Origin of the sequence: Tateyamaria pelophila (assembly GCF_019966495.1) — a bacterium.
Taxonomy (GTDB): domain Bacteria; phylum Pseudomonadota; class Alphaproteobacteria; order Rhodobacterales; family Rhodobacteraceae; genus Tateyamaria; species Tateyamaria pelophila.
Genome location: NZ_JAIMIA010000094.1, coordinates 1 through 17357 on the forward strand (window position 1 = coordinate 1; position 17357 = coordinate 17357).

The 17357-nt window shown below is 53.2% G+C and carries 15 protein-coding genes and 2 pseudogenes; 11 read left to right on the forward strand and 6 right to left on the reverse strand.

What is annotated here, in order from left to right; genetic code table 11:
- Nucleotides 1-28: 28 nt before the first annotated feature.
- From LC354_RS20700 to LC354_RS20715, 4 genes are all read right to left on the reverse strand, one after another.
- Nucleotides 29-304 (reverse strand): rhodanese-like domain-containing protein, encoded by a 276-nt coding sequence (locus LC354_RS20700; RefSeq protein ID WP_223427429.1) that lies wholly within the window; start codon nucleotides 302-304, stop codon nucleotides 29-31.
- Nucleotides 305-407: 103 nt separating this feature from the next.
- A complete protein-coding gene (locus LC354_RS20705; RefSeq protein WP_223427430.1) occupies nucleotides 408-1181 on the reverse strand; it encodes an outer membrane protein in 774 nt (257 codons plus the stop codon).
- 123 nt (nucleotides 1182-1304) lie between these two features.
- Nucleotides 1305-2702 (reverse strand): ABC transporter substrate-binding protein, encoded by a 1398-nt coding sequence (locus LC354_RS20710; RefSeq protein WP_223427431.1) that lies wholly within the window; start codon nucleotides 2700-2702, stop codon nucleotides 1305-1307.
- Nucleotides 2703-2727: 25 nt separating this feature from the next.
- Nucleotides 2728-3156: a hypothetical protein gene (locus LC354_RS20715; RefSeq protein WP_223427433.1), complete on the reverse strand. Its 429-nt coding sequence runs from the start codon at nucleotides 3154-3156 to the stop codon at nucleotides 2728-2730.
- A 639-nt stretch (nucleotides 3157-3795) separates the two neighbouring features.
- Between LC354_RS20715 and LC354_RS20720 the strand changes: the two genes are divergently transcribed.
- The 10 genes and pseudogenes from LC354_RS20720 to LC354_RS20760 all read left to right on the forward strand — a co-directional run bounded on the left by LC354_RS20720 (nucleotide 3796) and on the right by LC354_RS20760 (nucleotide 14848).
- Complete coding sequence (locus LC354_RS20720; protein ID WP_223427435.1) at nucleotides 3796-4104, forward strand: hypothetical protein; 309 nt, start codon at nucleotides 3796-3798, stop codon at nucleotides 4102-4104.
- Nucleotides 4105-4214: 110 nt separating this feature from the next.
- On the forward strand, nucleotides 4215-4661 hold the full coding sequence (locus tag LC354_RS20725) for a PLAT/LH2 domain-containing protein (RefSeq protein WP_223427436.1): 447 nt from the start codon (nucleotides 4215-4217) through the stop codon (nucleotides 4659-4661).
- Nucleotides 4662-5053: 392 nt separating this feature from the next.
- Nucleotides 5054-6391, forward strand: a complete 1338-nt coding sequence (locus tag LC354_RS20730; RefSeq protein WP_223427438.1) for an ABC transporter substrate-binding protein — start codon at nucleotides 5054-5056, stop codon at nucleotides 6389-6391.
- 207 nt (nucleotides 6392-6598) lie between these two features.
- Nucleotides 6599-7420: a nitroreductase family protein gene (locus tag LC354_RS20735; RefSeq protein ID WP_223427443.1), complete on the forward strand. Its 822-nt coding sequence runs from the start codon at nucleotides 6599-6601 to the stop codon at nucleotides 7418-7420.
- Nucleotides 7421-7435: 15 nt separating this feature from the next.
- Nucleotides 7436-8296, forward strand: coding sequence for an enoyl-CoA hydratase/isomerase family protein (locus LC354_RS20740; protein WP_223427447.1), 861 nt, complete (start codon nucleotides 7436-7438; stop codon nucleotides 8294-8296).
- Between the two features lie 57 nt (nucleotides 8297-8353).
- Entirely contained in the window at nucleotides 8354-9529 is a 1176-nt protein-coding gene (locus LC354_RS20745; protein ID WP_223427449.1) for an ABC transporter substrate-binding protein, read from the forward strand.
- 283 nt (nucleotides 9530-9812) lie between these two features.
- Nucleotides 9813-10988, forward strand: a complete 1176-nt coding sequence (locus LC354_RS20750) for an alpha/beta hydrolase (RefSeq protein WP_223427451.1) — start codon at nucleotides 9813-9815, stop codon at nucleotides 10986-10988.
- A 382-nt stretch (nucleotides 10989-11370) separates the two neighbouring features.
- A pseudogene (locus LC354_RS28280) lies at nucleotides 11371-11493 on the forward strand (IS6 family transposase); the annotation flags it as partial.
- A 98-nt stretch (nucleotides 11494-11591) separates the two neighbouring features.
- Nucleotides 11592-12116 carry a hypothetical protein gene (locus LC354_RS20755; RefSeq protein WP_223427452.1) on the forward strand — a complete coding sequence of 175 codons (525 nt, stop codon included), beginning with the start codon at nucleotides 11592-11594 and terminating at the stop codon, nucleotides 12114-12116.
- Nucleotides 12113-14848 carry an AsmA family protein gene (locus LC354_RS20760; protein WP_223427453.1) on the forward strand — a complete coding sequence of 912 codons (2736 nt, stop codon included), beginning with the start codon at nucleotides 12113-12115 and terminating at the stop codon, nucleotides 14846-14848. The genes LC354_RS20755 and LC354_RS20760 overlap by 4 nt, the downstream gene beginning before the upstream one ends.
- A gap of 305 nt (nucleotides 14849-15153) precedes the next feature.
- On the opposite strand, the gene LC354_RS27775 is transcribed toward LC354_RS20760, so the two are convergent.
- Nucleotides 15154-15288 carry a hypothetical protein gene (locus LC354_RS27775; protein WP_263289514.1) on the reverse strand — a complete coding sequence of 45 codons (135 nt, stop codon included), beginning with the start codon at nucleotides 15286-15288 and terminating at the stop codon, nucleotides 15154-15156.
- Nucleotides 15289-15304: 16 nt separating this feature from the next.
- Nucleotides 15305-15439, reverse strand: a complete 135-nt coding sequence (locus tag LC354_RS27780; RefSeq protein ID WP_263289515.1) for a hypothetical protein — start codon at nucleotides 15437-15439, stop codon at nucleotides 15305-15307.
- A gap of 428 nt (nucleotides 15440-15867) precedes the next feature.
- On the opposite strand from LC354_RS27780, the pseudogene LC354_RS20765 reads away from it, so the two are divergent.
- Nucleotides 15868-17125, forward strand: a pseudogene (locus LC354_RS20765) (IS701 family transposase).
- Nucleotides 17126-17357 lie beyond the last annotated feature (232 nt).

A 17357-nucleotide genomic window follows, 5' to 3' on the forward strand; every position in this document is an offset into this window, starting at 1 on the left:
AGACGATGTCATCAAGCAGTACCTGGAATTACATTCCGACAAATGATGCCTCCGGCGTCAGCCGGTGGTCCTTCACTTCATCAGGGTCGCGCACATCCAGGAAAACAATCCCAAGGTTTGCCGACAGTGCTTCGGCGGCATCTGATGGTGACAAGTAAAGGCCAAGAGGGGTCTTTTTTTCATCGAGCAAAATCGTTTCATCGACGGTGGATGATATTGCTTGCGCGAGAACTGGAGCAGAAAAGGCTATGCAGGCCAATACCATGCAGCATACATTGCTCACCATTTTTCGAATACTTGCCATTTTTCGATTCTCCTACCTCTGAAACCCGTGTTGTCTTGGAATACGCAACAGAATTGAGTGCTGTTTGCAGAAGCTCCACTGAGGACGCGGTGCTGTCCTATTCTCAAAAATTCCAGGTTACCCCGATGAGTGGTCCGCCGAGTTTAAGATCAAGATCCAGTCTGTCGCCATCCTTATCGATACTCATGTAGCGATATCCCAGACGGCCGGTGACGTTATCAGTAAACGCATAATCGAGTGTGGCAATGGCTTCCCAGCTCAGATTAGAACTATCTCCGATGCCAAATCCACCGACATCAACCAGTCCCGTAACGGAGTACTTTTCGCCCAAGGGTACGTGTCCACGAAGGCCAACGATTGCGTCAAACCACGACGAATCTTCGCTCAGCGACGATTTGAACCCAATACTTGGGATTTTAAATGTAAAATCTGCGCTGACATCGTAATAGCGCAGACCACCATAGACATCGACCCATTTCCCGTCTTCCTCAAAGGTACGATACGCTAGAGCCGCAGTACCCAACCAAAGGGTCGTATCTACTGATGCATTGGCAGGATCCTGGCCGGGAATGATCGTTCCACGCGCGGCGCCATCTTGGCCCAGATCAGCATATGCCAAGTCAAATATTAACCCAAAACGACCATTTCGAAACTCGGCAGATCCGAAAAATGCGCCGTTAAGGGCATCAAGTACATCGGACGAACTCAGATCGATGAGCGGGTCTCCATCTGGGAATGTTTGATCCCCTTTGATGCCTGGAACCCAGCCATATAGAGAGAAACGATTGCTCCAATCACCGGAAAATGGTGTCTCCTGTGCTTGGACGCTTAAGGCGGACAGCATAAGGGCGAAGACTGCAATGCAAAACTGTCTCATTTTTGATCCTTGGTTCGAATGTGAAACTGGTGTCAGGACTAAATGTTGGATTGAGGGCGCTGCATTGACCCCTTGAGAGTCATCGTCGTTCACAGCAGCGCCCATCAGTTTTAGACCAGTTGCCTAACCCAAGCGCATGGTCGAGGCTGTCGGCATCTTGGCGTCTGTTACCATTTCCCAGCGCTCGTTGATCAGCTCTTGCGCCGCTTGCTCCAGAAACTCCGGCGCAGCCCACTCATTCACATCAAAGTCGTTCTTGATGTAGTCGTGCTTGAACATGAAATCCTTGCCGATGGCGACCGAAGCCAGGTTTTGTTTCGACAGGTTCGGCACCATATCCATATGCTTGATGCCTTGGTAAGTGTGCTCGACGTCAAGGTAGAATGTTTGCTTGTCCAGGATAGCGGCAGCAGCGTGCTTGTGCTCGTTGGCCCAACGACCAACCTTGATCATGCCCTTCATGAAGGTCACGACCAATTCCGGGTGTTTATCTGCCATCTCGGCTGTGCAAGTTATGGCCGCCGGGATGTTGGCCGATTGCAGGGTCCAGTCCGGGTGTCGGGAAAGATCCTCGATCGCTTTGAAGTTGCCAGTTGCTTCTGAAAGCTGCTGCAATGGTTTGCTCTGCGTATAGATGGCGTCAACTTTGCCTTCTCCGAGCGCTGTCTCCAACGGGCGGAACGCCAGATCATGCTTGTGATCGCGCTTGAGCCACAGCTCCGATGGGTTTTCCATTGGCGGGCCCATCATCTCGGGCTTGTCGTACCAGTCGTCCGGATAAGGGAATTCGACGATTTCCACGTCGTCCATTGTCATACCGTTCAACCGTAGCATCAACTCGATGCCCTGATGTTCCTGGATCCGCCACCAGTCGTTCTTGATCGTATTCAGGCTCTTTGAAAGACCGACCTTCTTGCCCTTCAATTCCTGCATGGTGTAGATATCATCACGCGCGCGTACCAGCATAACTCCGCCTTCACGTGGCGCATGAGTGACCCCGAGCAGCTTGGTTTTGCGAATGTCGGCATGAACGGCCACCGGCGGAAACAGCCCTCCGAAGCGGATCAGGTTGTCCATGTTGTGGATGTAATGCGGGTACCAGTTATTTTCCTCGCGCGCTCGGAGAAACTGGTAATTGACCCCGATTTTCTTGTACTCTTCCTTGGTCCAGCCAAGTTCCTGATCGACGTTGCTGGCCGAAATGAGTGGGCAATTTGTGTAATAAACCTCGTTCCAGTCCAGAGGCACGTGGTCATATGTTGTGGACTTTGCCTTGGCAGCGGTCTTCGTCTTAGCTGCTGCTTTGGCCGGTGCCTTGGGTTTTGCCTTGTGCTTGTCCCCCAGAAGCCCCTCGGCAGCATGCAGAAGATCCGCCAAATCCACACCGCCCTCTTGAAGCCTTTCAGCGAGCAGTTTTGTCACGTCTTCGAGATCTACATTCGCGTCCGCTTTGATCTTGTTTGCCATTATCTCATTCCTCCTATTTTTCTTTCCATTTCGCACCGAGGCGATCTCGCTCACTGACCGTATGGGTCGGTCGCAGCGGTCACGCCTTATCTATCTTGGCCGTAGCATCGTCAGCATCGTGCCTTGCGAGCCACGCATCAAGAGCCGCCAGGTTTGCTTCGTCCAATGCAGCGTTGGCGATTTTCTTTGTTGCTGAAGCGTAAGCCTCCGCGGCGCCAGCACGTAGCGCGAGATGCTTGGCATCAGCGCTGGATTTCCATGATGCGACCGTCTCGGCACTGGTGGTCTTTGCGTTTTCGACCCATTTCTCGGCGGCGTTCCGTGCATCCGCAACTTCTGCTTGAGCCGCAGTAATTTCAGCCGCAACAGCATCGCGACGTTCGCGAACCTCAACTTCGGCCTCACCAAGCGACGCATGAACACCTTCACGCATTTTTGCGAAACTGCTTTCCATCTTGGTCAGTTTGACCCGCAGGCTTTCGCAGAATTGATCAATTCTCTCGCTCATGGTTGGCCCCCGTTATCATTCATTGCGACAATTCCAGATTGCGATCACTAGTTTGAGGCGACCGCCAAACGGGCCGCCCATTGCGTGAACGCCTAACAACAGTGTAACTTTAACACACCCTGCCTTTGCCAGAAGCACGATACAGTTACGTTCGCGGGCAGCGTTGCTGCCGGGTTTTCAGTGGCGTCAGTCCTGACGAGGAGTTCAGCGCAAGTAATTGGCCTGAGCCAAGCACGGAACAGACCCGGCCAAGAGGTTGAAAAGTATGCGATGCGCCGGTCCGACCTATTTGATGTAGTTCCAAGGTATTACCTCGTTGATCTGGCTTTGATTGTGGCCGTTGACGATGACAGTGAGCGTGCCGACTACCCTGTGCTCAGTTTATAGGTCGAGGGTGTACGTAACCGTGACGTGCTTCCGTTTATGTCTTTGAGTTGGATATACATGATTCATGTAGGGCAGTTTTGCGAAAGCGAACAGCACACCTGGTGCAAGTCGGCACTTGCGAACTGACTGCGCAGTTGAGACCGGCGAATTGGCCATTACATAAGTCAGGTGCCGCAACTTTGTTAGTATTCGCGTCTTTGTACGCCTTGACAGTCGGCGCAACCAAAAAGCGGTCTTAGGGGACGATGTCAAATGTCCGAAGTTGAACATAGCGAGATAGATTTCGCTTTGATTGGCACGCGGTTTCCAAAGCAGTTCGATCGAATACAGCATCTCATGCAGTTCAATCAAGACTTTGAAAGCGTCTGCGAAGAGTATTGCATCGCATATAAGACAATGCGACGCATGGAATCCAACACGTCAGAAAAATGGAAAATTGAACTCGCGGAATATCGTGAACTTATTCAGGAACTGGGTGCAGAAATTGCGGAGATGCTTCTGCAGGGGGAGAGTTTTGCTCGCAACTCGAGATTGAATCCAGAGCCATTTGATCGAGAGTGAACTGGATGTAATCCGACATCAACCTCTGGCTGTATCCCGGTCGGGCCTAAGCCTGGAAACCAATGACACGAACCCCAACAAGCAGAATTCACGAATTGGAGACTCTCGCAATGAAAAATTTGAAGGTCTACGCGCAAGAAGATGAAACCAAAAATATACTAGGGATCAGAGTAATTTCCAATCTGGCGGTGACCGTATCAACAAAGGACACTATTTTGGCTGGAACGGATGCTCATGTCTTTCTTAGTCTGGGCAGCTTGGGCAACTATCCATTGATCACCATCGGAGAGGACGATTTTGAAAAAGGCGATACAAGAACCTATTGGTTAGACACCAATTTCACTCTTGCCGCTTTACGTTCTGAAAGAATTGAACTGGGTCATGACAATACCGGAAAAATGCCGGGCTGGAATGTATCCGGGGTCGCCATCCAGATAAAACTCGCGAGTTCCAATGTGCTGTCCCTGTATAAGAGATGGGGAGAGATCGGCTGGCTTTCAGCTACTAAAGAACCTTATTTCACGACCATTGCCGAGTTGCAGGACGGGTCCCGGTAGGCCACCTGACATAATATACCCGATGGGAGCGGGGTATCGGACACATGTCCTCATTCCTGAAAGAAACCGCCAAATGACAGCTCTGAGCCCGAAGCGGTCGGTTCAAGATCGCGTCTTTCGCGCACTCAGCAAACAGGCCGTCCTATCCGGGCGAACGTAACTGTAACGTGCTTCCGGACGCATCAGCGGGATTGATACGAATTTCGTGTCGGTTGGGTACCAACCAGATCAACGTTCTCACGCAGGAGGTGCGCCGCCCTTAATGCCTCGATTGCGCGGGCGGATTCCGCTGCCGCCGCGGCGACCTGAGCCCGGGTGTCGGCACAGTGTAAACGTGGTCTGCCCTCGCGTTCACACCGTTCCTCCACGCGGCAGAGGAAAGGAATCTTGCGATGGCTGGAAAAGAAAAAGCTGAGTTGAAGCTTGAAGAAGTCTCGAAATTGCTGGTCGATAGGCTGACCGGAGGCGGCGTTTCGCTAGGCGACGTTCTGCATGCCGCAGAAGGATTGCTGCAAGGTGCTCCTGCGGCCAAGGCACCGGCAGAGAAGAAGGCACCCGCTAAGGCGAAAGTTGCGGTCGGGGAGGAATCGTCGAAATTCAAGACCGTACCGCTGGATTGGACCGAGGTCTATTACACCACCTGCCAGAATATTGCAGCCATCAACGTCGACCAAGAACTTGGCTGGACCAGGGAAGAGTACAAGAAGATCGGTGTCAAATACGCTTACTTACGCTCGCGTGAAGAGAACGACTGGTACCCGCACTACATCCACAACTTGGACAACCTGATCCGCTTTGGCGGGCTGTTTCCGCCGATCGCGGTCCATGCCGACATTCGCCGCACCAAGCTACTCGGGGTGACACATGTACCGGCCGAAGGTGGCTGTATGCTGGTGCGCGCGCGCGACGACCTCTATCGCGTTCAGGAGTTGAGGGGAAAGAAGATAGGCCTGTCCAAGAGTCTGAATAGCATCAAGAACGACTGGTTTCGGATTCAAGAACAACAGGGCATCGAGTTGATGCTACGGTTGAACGGCATGACAATGGACGACGTGGAAATTGTCGATTTTCCCTATGCCGATGACTGGTTCGACAAGCCCGAGATGGTCGGCCCGCCGATGGAGAACGCGTCGGAGCTTTACCTGAAGCGTGATCACAAGCATGACATGGCTTACCGGCCGTTGGAAACTGCGCTTCTCGACGGCACGGTCGACGCGATCTATACCCAGAGCAAGGTATTCCAGCACATTCAGGAAGCCACCGGCACGCTCAAGGCGATCGAGGATCTATCCCGTTATCCAGACTGGACGCTTCAGGTGGCGAATATCCCGGCCGCCATTACCTGCACCGCCGAGATGGCTGAGCAGCACCCGGAACTGGTGGTCGCCTTTATGAAGGGCATGATCAAGGTCGGTCGCTGGTCCAACGAACACAAGCACGCCGCCGCCGCCATTCTCGACAAGCAGACACTATATCTGGATGTCGAGGACACTTACCAAGGCATAAAGCACATTGACATGGTGCCGAACCTGTCAAAACAAAATCTGGCCTCGGTCGCCTTCGGCAAGGATTTCATGTTCAAGCACGATTACATCAAGAACGACTTTGATGTGAATGAATGGGCCGCACCGGAGTTTCTGGAGCAAGCCGCACAAGAGCTGCTCAACGAGCGCTGGAAAATAGAGACCGGTGCCAAGATGCTGACTGCCTCAATCAGGCGTTTGGGTTAGGCAATTGGTCTCAAATTGATGGGTGCGGCCGTGAAAAGCGACAAGTCCGCAATCTACCCTCGAAGCTTTCTCCGAGCGAACGAGCCGCACCATAAACAGACTGGGAACCTTTTGTCAGGTGGCGAACACTAGACCAATGAGAGATCGTCACCCTGAGCAGTGGTGACAGTGCCTTTCACATGCAAACTGAATTGGGAGTAACTGAAAGTGAATGAAATCATCAAGGTAGATGAGAGCCTGTGTATCGGCTGCGGCAACTGCATTCGCACTTGTCCAGGAGGGCTCATCACCAAGGGCGATCAGACGCCTGTTCCGACAGAGGGTTCGTGGGATCTCTGCATTGATTGCGGCCATTGCGTCGCCGTGTGTCCGACGGAGGCCTTGCATCAACGCACATTGGGTCCGGAAGGCTGCATCCCGATAGATACTCATCTCATCCCGACTTGGGAGCAGGCCAGACAGTTCCTGATCTCAAGGCGGTCTGTCCGCGTTTATGTGAACAAAGCCCTTGAGAAGGAAAGAATCCTGCAATGCCTTGACGCTGCGCGCTTTGCCCCGAACGGGGCGAACCGGCAAATTGTGCGCTGGGTTGTCATCAGCGATCCAAAACAAGTTCGTCGCATTGCCGAGATGTCGATCGACTGGATGAAAAGCGTCCGCGAGACGAATCCGGCGTTGTACAAAGAAGCCAAGCTGGAGCTGTTCACGTCTGCATGGGATTCTGGGCAGGATCAGATTTCTCGGGGAGCACCTTGCTTTATCCAGGCATGGGCCCCCAAAGACGAACGTACCGCCCCCCAAGCTGCAACGATTGCGTTGGCCTATGCTCAACTGGCAGCACACGCGATGGGACTCGGCAGCAGTTGGAGCGGCGGCATAAATACTGCAGCGCAAGCCTATCCGCCGCTGAAGAAACTTCTTGGACTACCGGAGGGCACAGTTTGCTATGGCACGATACTGCTCGGCAATCCCGCTGAAACATTCGCGCGTATCCCGGCGCGTAAAGACGCCGATGTGACTTGGCTCTGATTTTTGGAGGACCTAATGACTGAAACCAAGCAAAGAACGCGGATGCAACGAATGGGCTACCGCGCGCCAACCGATACGGTGGAACCCGATGAGCTTGTACTCGTCGAATATGTTAACGATGGACGCGTAGCGATCATTTCGCTCAATCGGCCACACGCCGACAATGCGGTCACTACGGAACTGGCAACACAGTTGATCGAGATTCTTGAGACGATTGCAGCCCGGTCCTCTGTACGCGTTGCCATCCTGACCGGCGCCGGTGACCGAGCCTTCTCCATCGGTGGGGATCTGTATCAGCGCAAGGAGATGACCAAGGAACAGTGGCTGCGCCAGCGCCAGGTCTTTGATCGCGTACTTTACACGCTGCGCCAATTGCGCAGGCCGATAATAGCAGCTGTTCAGGGGATGGCGTATGGCGGGGGGTGCGAAATAGCTGTGAGTACGGACTTCATTATTGCATCCGACGATGCCATGTTCGGCCAGCCTGAAGCTATTGTCGGGCTGAGTGCTGGTGGTGGTTCTCCTGTCCTACTTCCCCGCGTTCTGGCTCCAGGAAAAGCCATGCAGATGTTGATGACAGGCGAGCCTATCAGCGCTCAGGAGGCGCATCGACTTGGCATGGTTAACGAACTCTACCCAAAGGCGGAACTCATGGCGAATGTCTTGCGCATCGCGGAGGCAATCGCGAGCAATTCACCCACGGCGGTACAGTCAGTTAAACGTGCGGTTCTGATGGGGGAAGGTGAACCGATCGAACAGGCAGCCGGGATCATGATGGACGCGCATTGGCGATCTGTAGTCCATTCCGACCGCGAAGAAGGCAGCCGCGCATTTATTGAAGGCAGGGAACCGACGTTCAAAGATCCTGATTTTTGAAATTTGATTGCAAGGTGTTAGTGGCAAGAACGTCCGGAAGTAGAGGAGAAGCTCCAAATGGCGACGATGACAATTAAAGGCAAACAGATGCGGTCGGTGGATGTGGACTGGAAAGAATTCTACTACACTAACTGCGCCTTGATTTCCCCCAGCAACGTAGATCAGGAAATTGGTTGGGTTAAGGAAGAGCTCAAAAAAATCGGCGTCGCCTATAAATTTCTTCGTTCCACTGTAGAGAATGACTGGTATCCGCATTACGTCCATAACCTGGACAACCTGATGCGTTATGGCGGTTGCTTTCCTGCCATTCACACTCAGGCAGACATCCGTCGCACCAAGCTGATTGGCACGACGCATGTCTACGAGGGTGGATGCATGTTGGTGCGCGCAAGAGACGACATCTATCGAATGACAGATCTAAAGGGCAAAAGGATAGGTCTTTCCAAAAGCCTGAACGTGATCAAGAATGACTGGTGGCGCGTTCAGGAGGAGCAAGGCATCGAACTGATGCTACGCATGAATGGCATGACCCGTGATGACGTCGAGATCGTTGATTTCCCTTACCCGGATGATTGGTACGACAAGCCAGAGATGCTCATGCCGATGGAAAACCCTTCCGAATTGTGGCTCAAGCGCGATATCAAGCATGACTTGGGTTACCGCCCGCTGGAAATGCCGCTTCTTGAAGGCAAAATTGACGCGATCTACACCCAAAGCAAGGCGTTTCAGCATCTTCAGGAGCAAACCAGTAAGGTCAAGGCTATCGAGAATTTGTCCAACTATCCGGACTGGACCTTGCAGGGGGCGAATGTACCCGCGACCATGACAGTAACTGAAATTGCTTGCCAAGAGCACCCGGAAATTATCGTCGCTATGATGAAGGCAATGATCAAAGTTGGTCGTTGGTCCAATGAGCACAAACACGCGGCGGCAGTCATCCTCAACAAGGGCACCTACTACCTTGATGCCGAGGACACTTACCGAGGCATCAAGCAGGTGGACATGGTACCGACGTTGTCCCCGTACAATCTTGAGGCCCTACAGATCAACAAGGACTTTATGCTAAGTCATGGATACATCGAAAACGATTTTGACGTGTTCGAATGGGCGGCGCCAGAATTCCTGGAAAAAGCGGCCGCGGAACTGGCTGAGGAAGAATGGGAGCTTCGAAAAACCTCTAGGATCCCATCCGTGACAACATTGGAAGATGCGATGACTGCACGACTCGGCTGACAGCTTGATGAAGCATCGGTCGGCGACCGTTCTGCCTGATCGATGTCACCAAAAAACTGACCTTCCAAGCGTTAAAAAACTCCGCGATACGCTCGGAATATTGCCCCCGAAAAGAGCCACGCACAACACCAAGCTAAACGGGAGGAACAAAAACGCAAAAAACCAAGTCAAATCAATTCAATACCGAAAATGCTATGGTGAATTTGGTACCCTTGTTAGGATGAACCCAATTACGTGCTAGAACCGAATATGGTAACCCGCATCGTTCGGAAGGAAAAAGGAAATGGCTATGAAATATGCGGACAAGAAGGGTGTGATCTCTGGTGTGCCACAAACGAATGGCCAAATGTCGCGGCGGCTGCTTCTGGCGTCTGGCCTTGCTGCCGGGGTTTCTGCCTGTTCCAAGCCTGCACCCTTGATCGGGGTCCCTTCAACGCGGACGCTTTCCAATGCCGAGCTCAAGAGCAGAGGGCATCGGATCTACATCGCGACCACCCGTCGCGCATCCGAGGTTGAAGGCGAATTCTATAGTGGCGAGCGTGGGTCAAGCCTTAGCTTTGCGGCTGTCGACGTTATAATCCCTCCCAACCATGTCGCTGGCCAAGTCGAACGTCCGCGGAACCCGCCCGTCAATCCAGACAAGCATTTCTTGATTATCAATCCAGAAACTTTCCCCACCCGCCTAGATTTACGGCGCGTAATGGATGCTGAAATGCTCAAGCGTCCAAGGGGAAAGCGCGAAGCCATGCTCTGGATACATGGTTACAATACGACACTCACGTCCGCCGTCCTTCGCCTTGCGCAATTCGTCGAAGACACAGGCTATACCGGAGTGCCATTTCTCTATTCCTGGGCGTCACAGGGTAAACTCACAGGATATGTTTATGACATCAACAGCGCGCTGATTGCCCGTGACTACCTTGAAGATCTTCCAAACCTGTTGCGGGATTCACCGATCGAAGGGATAGACATCATTGCGCATTCCATGGGCAACCTCGCGGCCATGGAGGCCATTCGCGGCGTAAGCAAACGAGAGGGTTTCAACTCTACAGGCAAGCTCCGGCACGTCATCCTTGCAGACCCTGATATCGACATAGATCTGTTCGTCGGACAGTTGCGTCGTATTCCCGAGGACCAGCGGAATTTCTTTGTTCTCACGTCGGGGGATGACAAGGCTCTCGCACTCTCAGCAAGGATCGCACGCAAACCACGTGTTGGCCAACTTGATGCGGCTGCGCTCACCAGTCTGGGTGTAAATGTGATCGACCTGACGCAGGTGTCTGATACCAATTCGATCAACCACACAAAATTCGTGGATTCACCAGATGTCGTGCAACTCCTCGGGAGCCGAATTCTCGCCGGTGACTCCTTTGATGACCATACGCGCTTTGGGGCTGGCGAAAAGTTTATTCTCGGAGCAGGAGGAGCCGTGATCGCTGTCGATGATGTCAATGGTTGAGTCCGGTATTTTCATTTGTCGACCGACCCCATTTTGTAAGACAGAATAATGAAGCGATGACTCAAATACATGCGATAGGGGTTATGAAAAAGATGATTAAATCCGTTGTCACGTTTGGAAGTATGATTGCCGCCTCGGCGGCTCATGGCTTTGCTCAATCCGAGCCGGTTGACGCAACTGCTGTTCAGCGCTCGTTGGAAGTTTTCGGGCGCGGTCTACGGATGGATCACGGCTATTGATGCGACAACCCAGTTAAGGCCGACGGGACGATCCTTTGGGGTCCGTTATTTACGGGGAGTACAAAACTTGACAGCGGTCGCGCACTATTCTTTGGCGCGAGCTATTTGCACGGAATGACCAGCCGGATGCTCTGGCAAGCAAGTCAATCCATTCTGCAACCCGAAAATACTTCTCTATACCATTTCGCCACCGTGGTGTTCTGACAATCCGCTATCATCGACTCGAAGCATTCGACGGCTGGAAAACGGCAGCAAGCATTGCGTGATTGATGGACGCTTCGCTTTCGCTGACTGCCATAAGTTTATGTGACAACCCCCAATTGACCCGACTTGCGCGGGACCAGAATTAAGATAGCTTAATCTAATGGTAGAAATCTTCCGTATGACAGTTCGGTTCCACACCACAGTCCTTGTTGCGCTTTTGGGTATCGGAGCGTCTGGTGCACTGAGCGCTGAAGAAAACCGCAAGCATTGGGGCGATGTCGGAGAGTGGGGTGTTTTTGTGGACATGGAAAACAATAACGGCTGCCTAATCGAGAAGGAATTTCCAGACGGGACACTTGTGCGCATCGGAAAGCTGCCCGTCCAACACGCCGGTTATTTCACAGCTCTTAACAAGGCGTGGACACATATCGACACGACGATGAAAGACCAATACTATTTTGATTTTGGCGATGTGTTGTTCGCGGGAGAGGTCGTCGGCGTGGTCGAAGGCGAATGGCATGGCGGATATGCTTTTTTTAACAACCCAGAATTTCTCCAAGACCTCGGTGCAAAGACACAAATTACGATCGAAGGAACACGCAGAATACCCCTGAGCGTTGAACTGAAGGGTACGCAGCACGCCATTGCTGAGTTAGAGCGTTGTCAAGCCGCGCAAAAATCATGAGATCGCGCGGAGTTGTTGTCTTCAAAGGGGTGCGGCGCGCCCTCGTAATTGTCATTTTTCTTTGCGTCGCTGTTATGGCCTTCGGATGGATAGGTCTGGAATCAGGAGCGTTTTCAGGTCAGCGCCGGGCCTTGGTTTCGCGATTGCTCACCACCGGGATTGGCCAGAAGGTCGAAGTTTCTGGGGATATCCGGCTCCGATTAGGATTCGACACACATTTCTGGGTCGAAGATGTAACTGTCCAAAGCGCCAAAATGCCGGACGTCAACGTCCTGCAGATCAAAGAGCTCCGCTTTGATGCCGATACATGGGGTTTGATTAACAGCCGCTTTGACTGGGATGACTTCATCCTGTCCGGAGCCCAGATCAGATTTCTCAAGAAGGAGAATGGCGACACCAGCTGGGGTGAGGCTGCGGCATCAACAAGGAGCGCAGACCAAATAAACCAGCAAGCAGATGGTATTCTTGATATTCTTCGTAACCGCCATGTCGAAATCAAGGAGTCTACCCTGACCGTTGAGCTGCAGGATAGCGGCTTTGACTTTGAGGCTGTCGTCGATGAATTTCGTGTGACCCAGGAAAACAACGGGCGCCTTACTCTGGTCAAAGGCAGTGGGACACTCAACGGGCAGGATTTATCACTCGATGGTAGTTTTCCAGCTGATGAAACGTTCAATGCGGAAATCCTGGTCGGTGGATCGACTTCAAAGATCTCCGGCAATCCGTTGCAAGGCACTGGTGGGACAGAATACGAGGCCACGCTCACAACGAAAATAGCCTCCCTTGGCGACCTTCAGGAGGCCGCAGGACTAAAGCGGACGACGGAAGGCCAGGGTTCCCTGAATGCGGACCTTAAAGGTGCTCCCGGCCAGCACTCAGTACGAAATCTTAAAATGGTCACCGAAGATAATGACGGGCGGCGTCTGCAGATCAGCGGTGAGATTGAAGATTTTTTCCGGTTTGGCGGTACAAATCTGGCTTTTGCTATGGATTTTGAACCACCAGTGATGATCTTTCAGCCGAAGAGCAAGACCTTCGAGGTGGCCCTTGAGAAAATCTCGGCAACTCTGACCGGTAATCCGGAGAGCTTTTATGTAAACGACGTCTCGATCGAGACCACTGCTTTCCACCCAAAGCTGAAAAAAATCGGGCCGATACAGATCGGGAAGCTGTTTCGCACCGACGATGGCGAAATCAGCCTGACCGGCATATATCTGGTCGCCGGACAGGGGGAGCAGCCGTACTTTACGCTCGACGGTGAGGTCACGGACGTAATGCAGCTCAAAGGCATTGATTTGAAGTCGCACTTGCGGATGCCTGCAACAAGACTATTTCCATTCAATCAGTTCAAAGACGAAAACGCATTGGGATTGATCGAAGGTGACATCCTTGTTTCAGATTCAGTGGGCTCCTTGGGAATCAACAGCCTTAAACTGAAATCTACCGACACTTATATTTGGGAGGTGTCGACTTCAGCCAGCGTAGGCAGCCTTGAATACCTTGAAAACATCACGACAGACACTCAGATCAAACTGCCAAACCCAGCCGCATTTTTGAGTATCTTGGGCGCGCAATCAAAAATATCCGAGCCTATCCAAGTCGGCTGGACGGCGCAAAACTCCAGTGATGGCCCGCTTGCATTGGACGCTACTTTGGCATTCGCACGTACTGATGTTGAAGCGAAACTATCGTTTGGAACTCAGGATGATAAGCCAAGCATTGAGGGAAACGTTCTCGGGCACGCCGTCCATATCACAGATGTTCGAAGGCTTGTGGCCCTAGGTAAGGCGGTTGCCTCACTTGTTGAGGACCCCTACGCAAACCGCAAAGCCAAACCGCTGGTAATCGTGCGTGATGCTAAACCGCTTGTTATTGAGCGCGATGCAAAACCGTTGGTCATTGCGCGCGCATCAAAGCCCCTTGCTCTGGGCGAACCAGAGAAACCCCTTGATATCATGAAATTGGCACAGGAGGCTATCGTACGAATTAGCATTGAGTTCTCGAAGGTTTTGGGCGTGTCCGGTTTGAACAAGGTCAACGCAGTTTTGCAGGTGAAAGATGAGATTGCCAATCTAGACCCGATAACTTTGTCTGTTGTGGGTGGAGCTGCGACAGCCTCTGTGACCTCTGACCTCAGAAAGACACCACAGTTACTCAGGTCAAAGGGAAAACTGGGTGGCATCAGGCTCGAGACGCTGATGACTCTTGCAAATTCGAAAATTGAGGCAGAGGGGATCATCTCCGGGCCCTTTGATATATCCTTCGACATCAGACGCATGTCAAATTTGCTTGCTACCGCTTCGGGGTCCACCACCTTAAGGCTGGACAACGGGAGGATCGCCACAAGCCTGCTCAACCTTGCCGGTCTCGGCGTGATCCCATGGCTGTTCTCAAAAGAGCTTCGTGCCGGATATACCGACATCACTTGTGCTATAGCCCCGGTTTCTTTAGCGCGCGGTACCATCTCCATCCGAGAGGCAATTATTGACACGCCGCGTGTCCAAGTGCTGGTCAACGGACAGGTTAATGTCGCCAATGATACTCTGGCCATTCGCGCAGTCCCGCGACCACTGAATCGCGCCGAAGCCCGAAGCCCGTTCCCGGTTTCGGTAACTGGCACGTTTTCTAATCCGGAGATACGAATAGAACGTGGTGCGGACTCGGGCGCTACCGTGCAAGGGACGCCGGACAGCCGGCAAGCCCATAAACCCTGCGTTCCTGTCTCAAACTGAAGGACGGAAACTGAGCATTCCTGCCATCGGCATGTCTCAGTGGGGTTACGCAGCGATTGCCGAAAGATAGACCGTAGTGTCGCAAAGATTGGACTTCAGTTGCGTTGCCGGGGGTGGCAAGTCATGTCGCGTACGTCTGGGGCTGTGTTGCTGGCGAGTTACGTCCGGCGGATCTGGTAGCCAGAAAACACTTAAAACACTGAAGATGCTTGATTCCAAACGCGCTCACCAGTGAGCTAGCGCACGACTAGCGCCGCACGAAGTGATGCGCGTTCAAAAGCTAGTTGAGGTGAGGCAGGCATGCACTAACCTGCCCGCAGGTCCAGCAAATCTAGGACGGCGGTGCGCAAAACGGCTTCGTCCGCTGGATTGAGGGCTGGATTGCCAGCACGGTGTCCCCAGTTCGAGTCGATCTGACGCAGTTCCGCTTTGGGCATCATGGCGGTTTCCAATGCGCTAAAGCATGACGTTTGACCTGTCCTCGGCGAGAGTGCCATAGGTCTTGTAGGCAACCCGTGCACGCGGAAGGGTCATACCCTTTTGCAGCTTGAAATTCTCAATCTCGAAAATCTGGTAATCCGGCTTTGCCATGAGTCACCGCATCGTAACAGCGGAACGGTCCGATGGTCCCGAAGGTGACCATCTATCGGATTGGCCGCATCACCAGACGCGCTGCAATTCACTCAAGTTGAGCTTGTCCCGAGACACTCCGTCCTACTCCTCATACTCTCGCTTTCGTCGCAATCTCAGCCCTTACACATGGCATCGAGTATTGCGGGCGAAACATGCTGATAGCGAAGCTTTTCAGACGGGTGTCGTCGAACTCCTCGGCAGCACACCGCGCTTTTGGGATTCAGTTCCGGATAATTGCACAGAGATGTTGATCTTATGACACATGGCTCCTTCTAGTTTACCCGCCTTCCCCTCTTTCGAAATCGCTGGTACCGACCGGTATGTCGACCTTATATACCTAGCATTACAGTTGCATTTTCTTCCGACGTCTGAATCCATGAGTTTCCATGAATCGGAGGCCATGGATGGCAGGTGCATCAGTCGAGGCGACGCTTGAACTTTGGGCGTCTTCGTTGCGGGAAGTAAAGGTGCGGATGCGGCCGTTGTTCACGCAGGAGCGTGTGGCGGCATCAGCGGGACAGTTTTTGGACGGCTTGCTGGGTGAGGAAAGGCGCAAGACGGGTTGGATGCGTGCGGAAGCGGCTGGCGATCCCGGTCCTTGGCGGCAACAGGCGATTCTGGGTCGGGGATCCTGGGACGCGGACTATCGTGCGCGATTACGCACTTGAGACCTTGGCTGATCCCAATGCCGTTCTCGTGCTTGATGGTGAGCCGAGCAAGCGAATGAACCAGTGAATCATTCGCTCGGCGAACGGGTTTCTCAAGCAGGGCAAGGCGTCCTGTGGGGTCGGTCGGCAATATACCGGTTCGGCTGGCAAGGTTACCAATTGCCAGATCGGAGTGTTCGCATCCTATGTCTCCCGGCATGGCCACGCCTTCATCGATAGGGCGCTCTACCTGCCGAAGTCCTGGACGGATGACCGGGGTCGCCTTGCAGCAACCCATGTGCCGGATAGCGTTCGCTTTGCCACCAAGCCGGCACTGGCACTCACGATGATCGAGGGGGCGATTGCTCAAAACGTGCCGTTTTCCTGGGTGGCAGCCGACAGCGTTTACGGCGTGGGCGACATCGAGATCGCCCTCAAACGCGCAGCCAAGGGCTATGTGCTGGGGGTGAACGCCAACCATTCCTTCCGCTCATGGGGCAAGCCGCTGGCCGTGGCCGGAACGGCGAAAGACATCGCTGAAGCTTTGCCCGAGAGTACATGGCGTCGGCTGTCAGCAGGCGAGGGAACCAAGGGCGCGAGACTACATGACTGGGCCTATCTCGAACTCGCCGATCTTGACGCCGGTGATTTCAACGCAGCTTTCGCCGGCGTCTGGACACGCGGACTGCTGATCCGCCGTAGCATCGCTGACGGTGACCTCGCCTTCTTCTCGACCTGGTGTCCCATTGGCACGTCTCTGGGAAAACTGGTTACAGTGGAGGGGCATCGTTGGGCGATTGAAGACAGTTTCGAAACCGCCAAAAACGAGTTCGGCCTCGACCACAATGAAACCCGCTCCTGGCATGGTTGGCATCGTCACGTCTCGCTGGTGATGCTCGCTTTCGCGATGATGGCCGTCATCCGCCACCGCGCCAACATCCGCCCTCCGGAACCCCCAAAAACGATGCGGTCGGAAAGGCGCAAGACCGCCAACTGATCCGATGGTCGATGCAGGAAATCCGCCGCATCGCCACCCGCCTCGCATGGCAACAAATTCACCCTGCCCATGTCATCGCATGGTCGCTCTGGCGACGCGCCCATCAGGCCGCAGCCCAAAAGGCACACTTTAGATCAAAAATGCAACTGTAATGCTAGGCAGCGGACTCATAAAACTCGATCCACAGCCTGACGGATGCCAGTTTGATCATCGACAGGAAATTGCGTGATGT

What these genes read in the sequence shown, in the direction of transcription:
- LC354_RS20720 (WP_223427435.1), top strand. Translation starts at nt 3,796, where the DNA reads ATGTCCGAAGTTGAACATAGCGAGATAGATTTCGCTTTGATTGGCACG.
- LC354_RS27780 (WP_263289515.1), bottom strand. Translation starts at nt 15,439, where the DNA reads ATGGCAAAGCCGGATTACCAGATTTTCGAGATTGAGAATTTCAAGCTG.
- LC354_RS20750 (WP_223427451.1), top strand. Translation starts at nt 9,813, where the DNA reads ATGGCTATGAAATATGCGGACAAGAAGGGTGTGATCTCTGGTGTGCCA.
- LC354_RS20700 (WP_223427429.1), bottom strand. Translation starts at nt 304, where the DNA reads ATGGCAAGTATTCGAAAAATGGTGAGCAATGTATGCTGCATGGTATTG.
- LC354_RS20755 (WP_223427452.1), top strand. Translation starts at nt 11,592, where the DNA reads ATGGTAGAAATCTTCCGTATGACAGTTCGGTTCCACACCACAGTCCTT.
- LC354_RS20725 (WP_223427436.1), top strand. Translation starts at nt 4,215, where the DNA reads ATGAAAAATTTGAAGGTCTACGCGCAAGAAGATGAAACCAAAAATATA.
- LC354_RS20715 (WP_223427433.1), bottom strand. Translation starts at nt 3,156, where the DNA reads ATGAGCGAGAGAATTGATCAATTCTGCGAAAGCCTGCGGGTCAAACTG.
- LC354_RS20740 (WP_223427447.1), top strand. Translation starts at nt 7,436, where the DNA reads ATGACTGAAACCAAGCAAAGAACGCGGATGCAACGAATGGGCTACCGC.
- LC354_RS27775 (WP_263289514.1), bottom strand. Translation starts at nt 15,288, where the DNA reads ATGATGCCCAAAGCGGAACTGCGTCAGATCGACTCGAACTGGGGACAC.
- LC354_RS20745 (WP_223427449.1), top strand. Translation starts at nt 8,354, where the DNA reads ATGGCGACGATGACAATTAAAGGCAAACAGATGCGGTCGGTGGATGTG.
- LC354_RS20730 (WP_223427438.1), top strand. Translation starts at nt 5,054, where the DNA reads ATGGCTGGAAAAGAAAAAGCTGAGTTGAAGCTTGAAGAAGTCTCGAAA.
- LC354_RS20760 (WP_223427453.1), top strand. Translation starts at nt 12,113, where the DNA reads ATGAGATCGCGCGGAGTTGTTGTCTTCAAAGGGGTGCGGCGCGCCCTC.
- LC354_RS20705 (WP_223427430.1), bottom strand. Translation starts at nt 1,181, where the DNA reads ATGAGACAGTTTTGCATTGCAGTCTTCGCCCTTATGCTGTCCGCCTTA.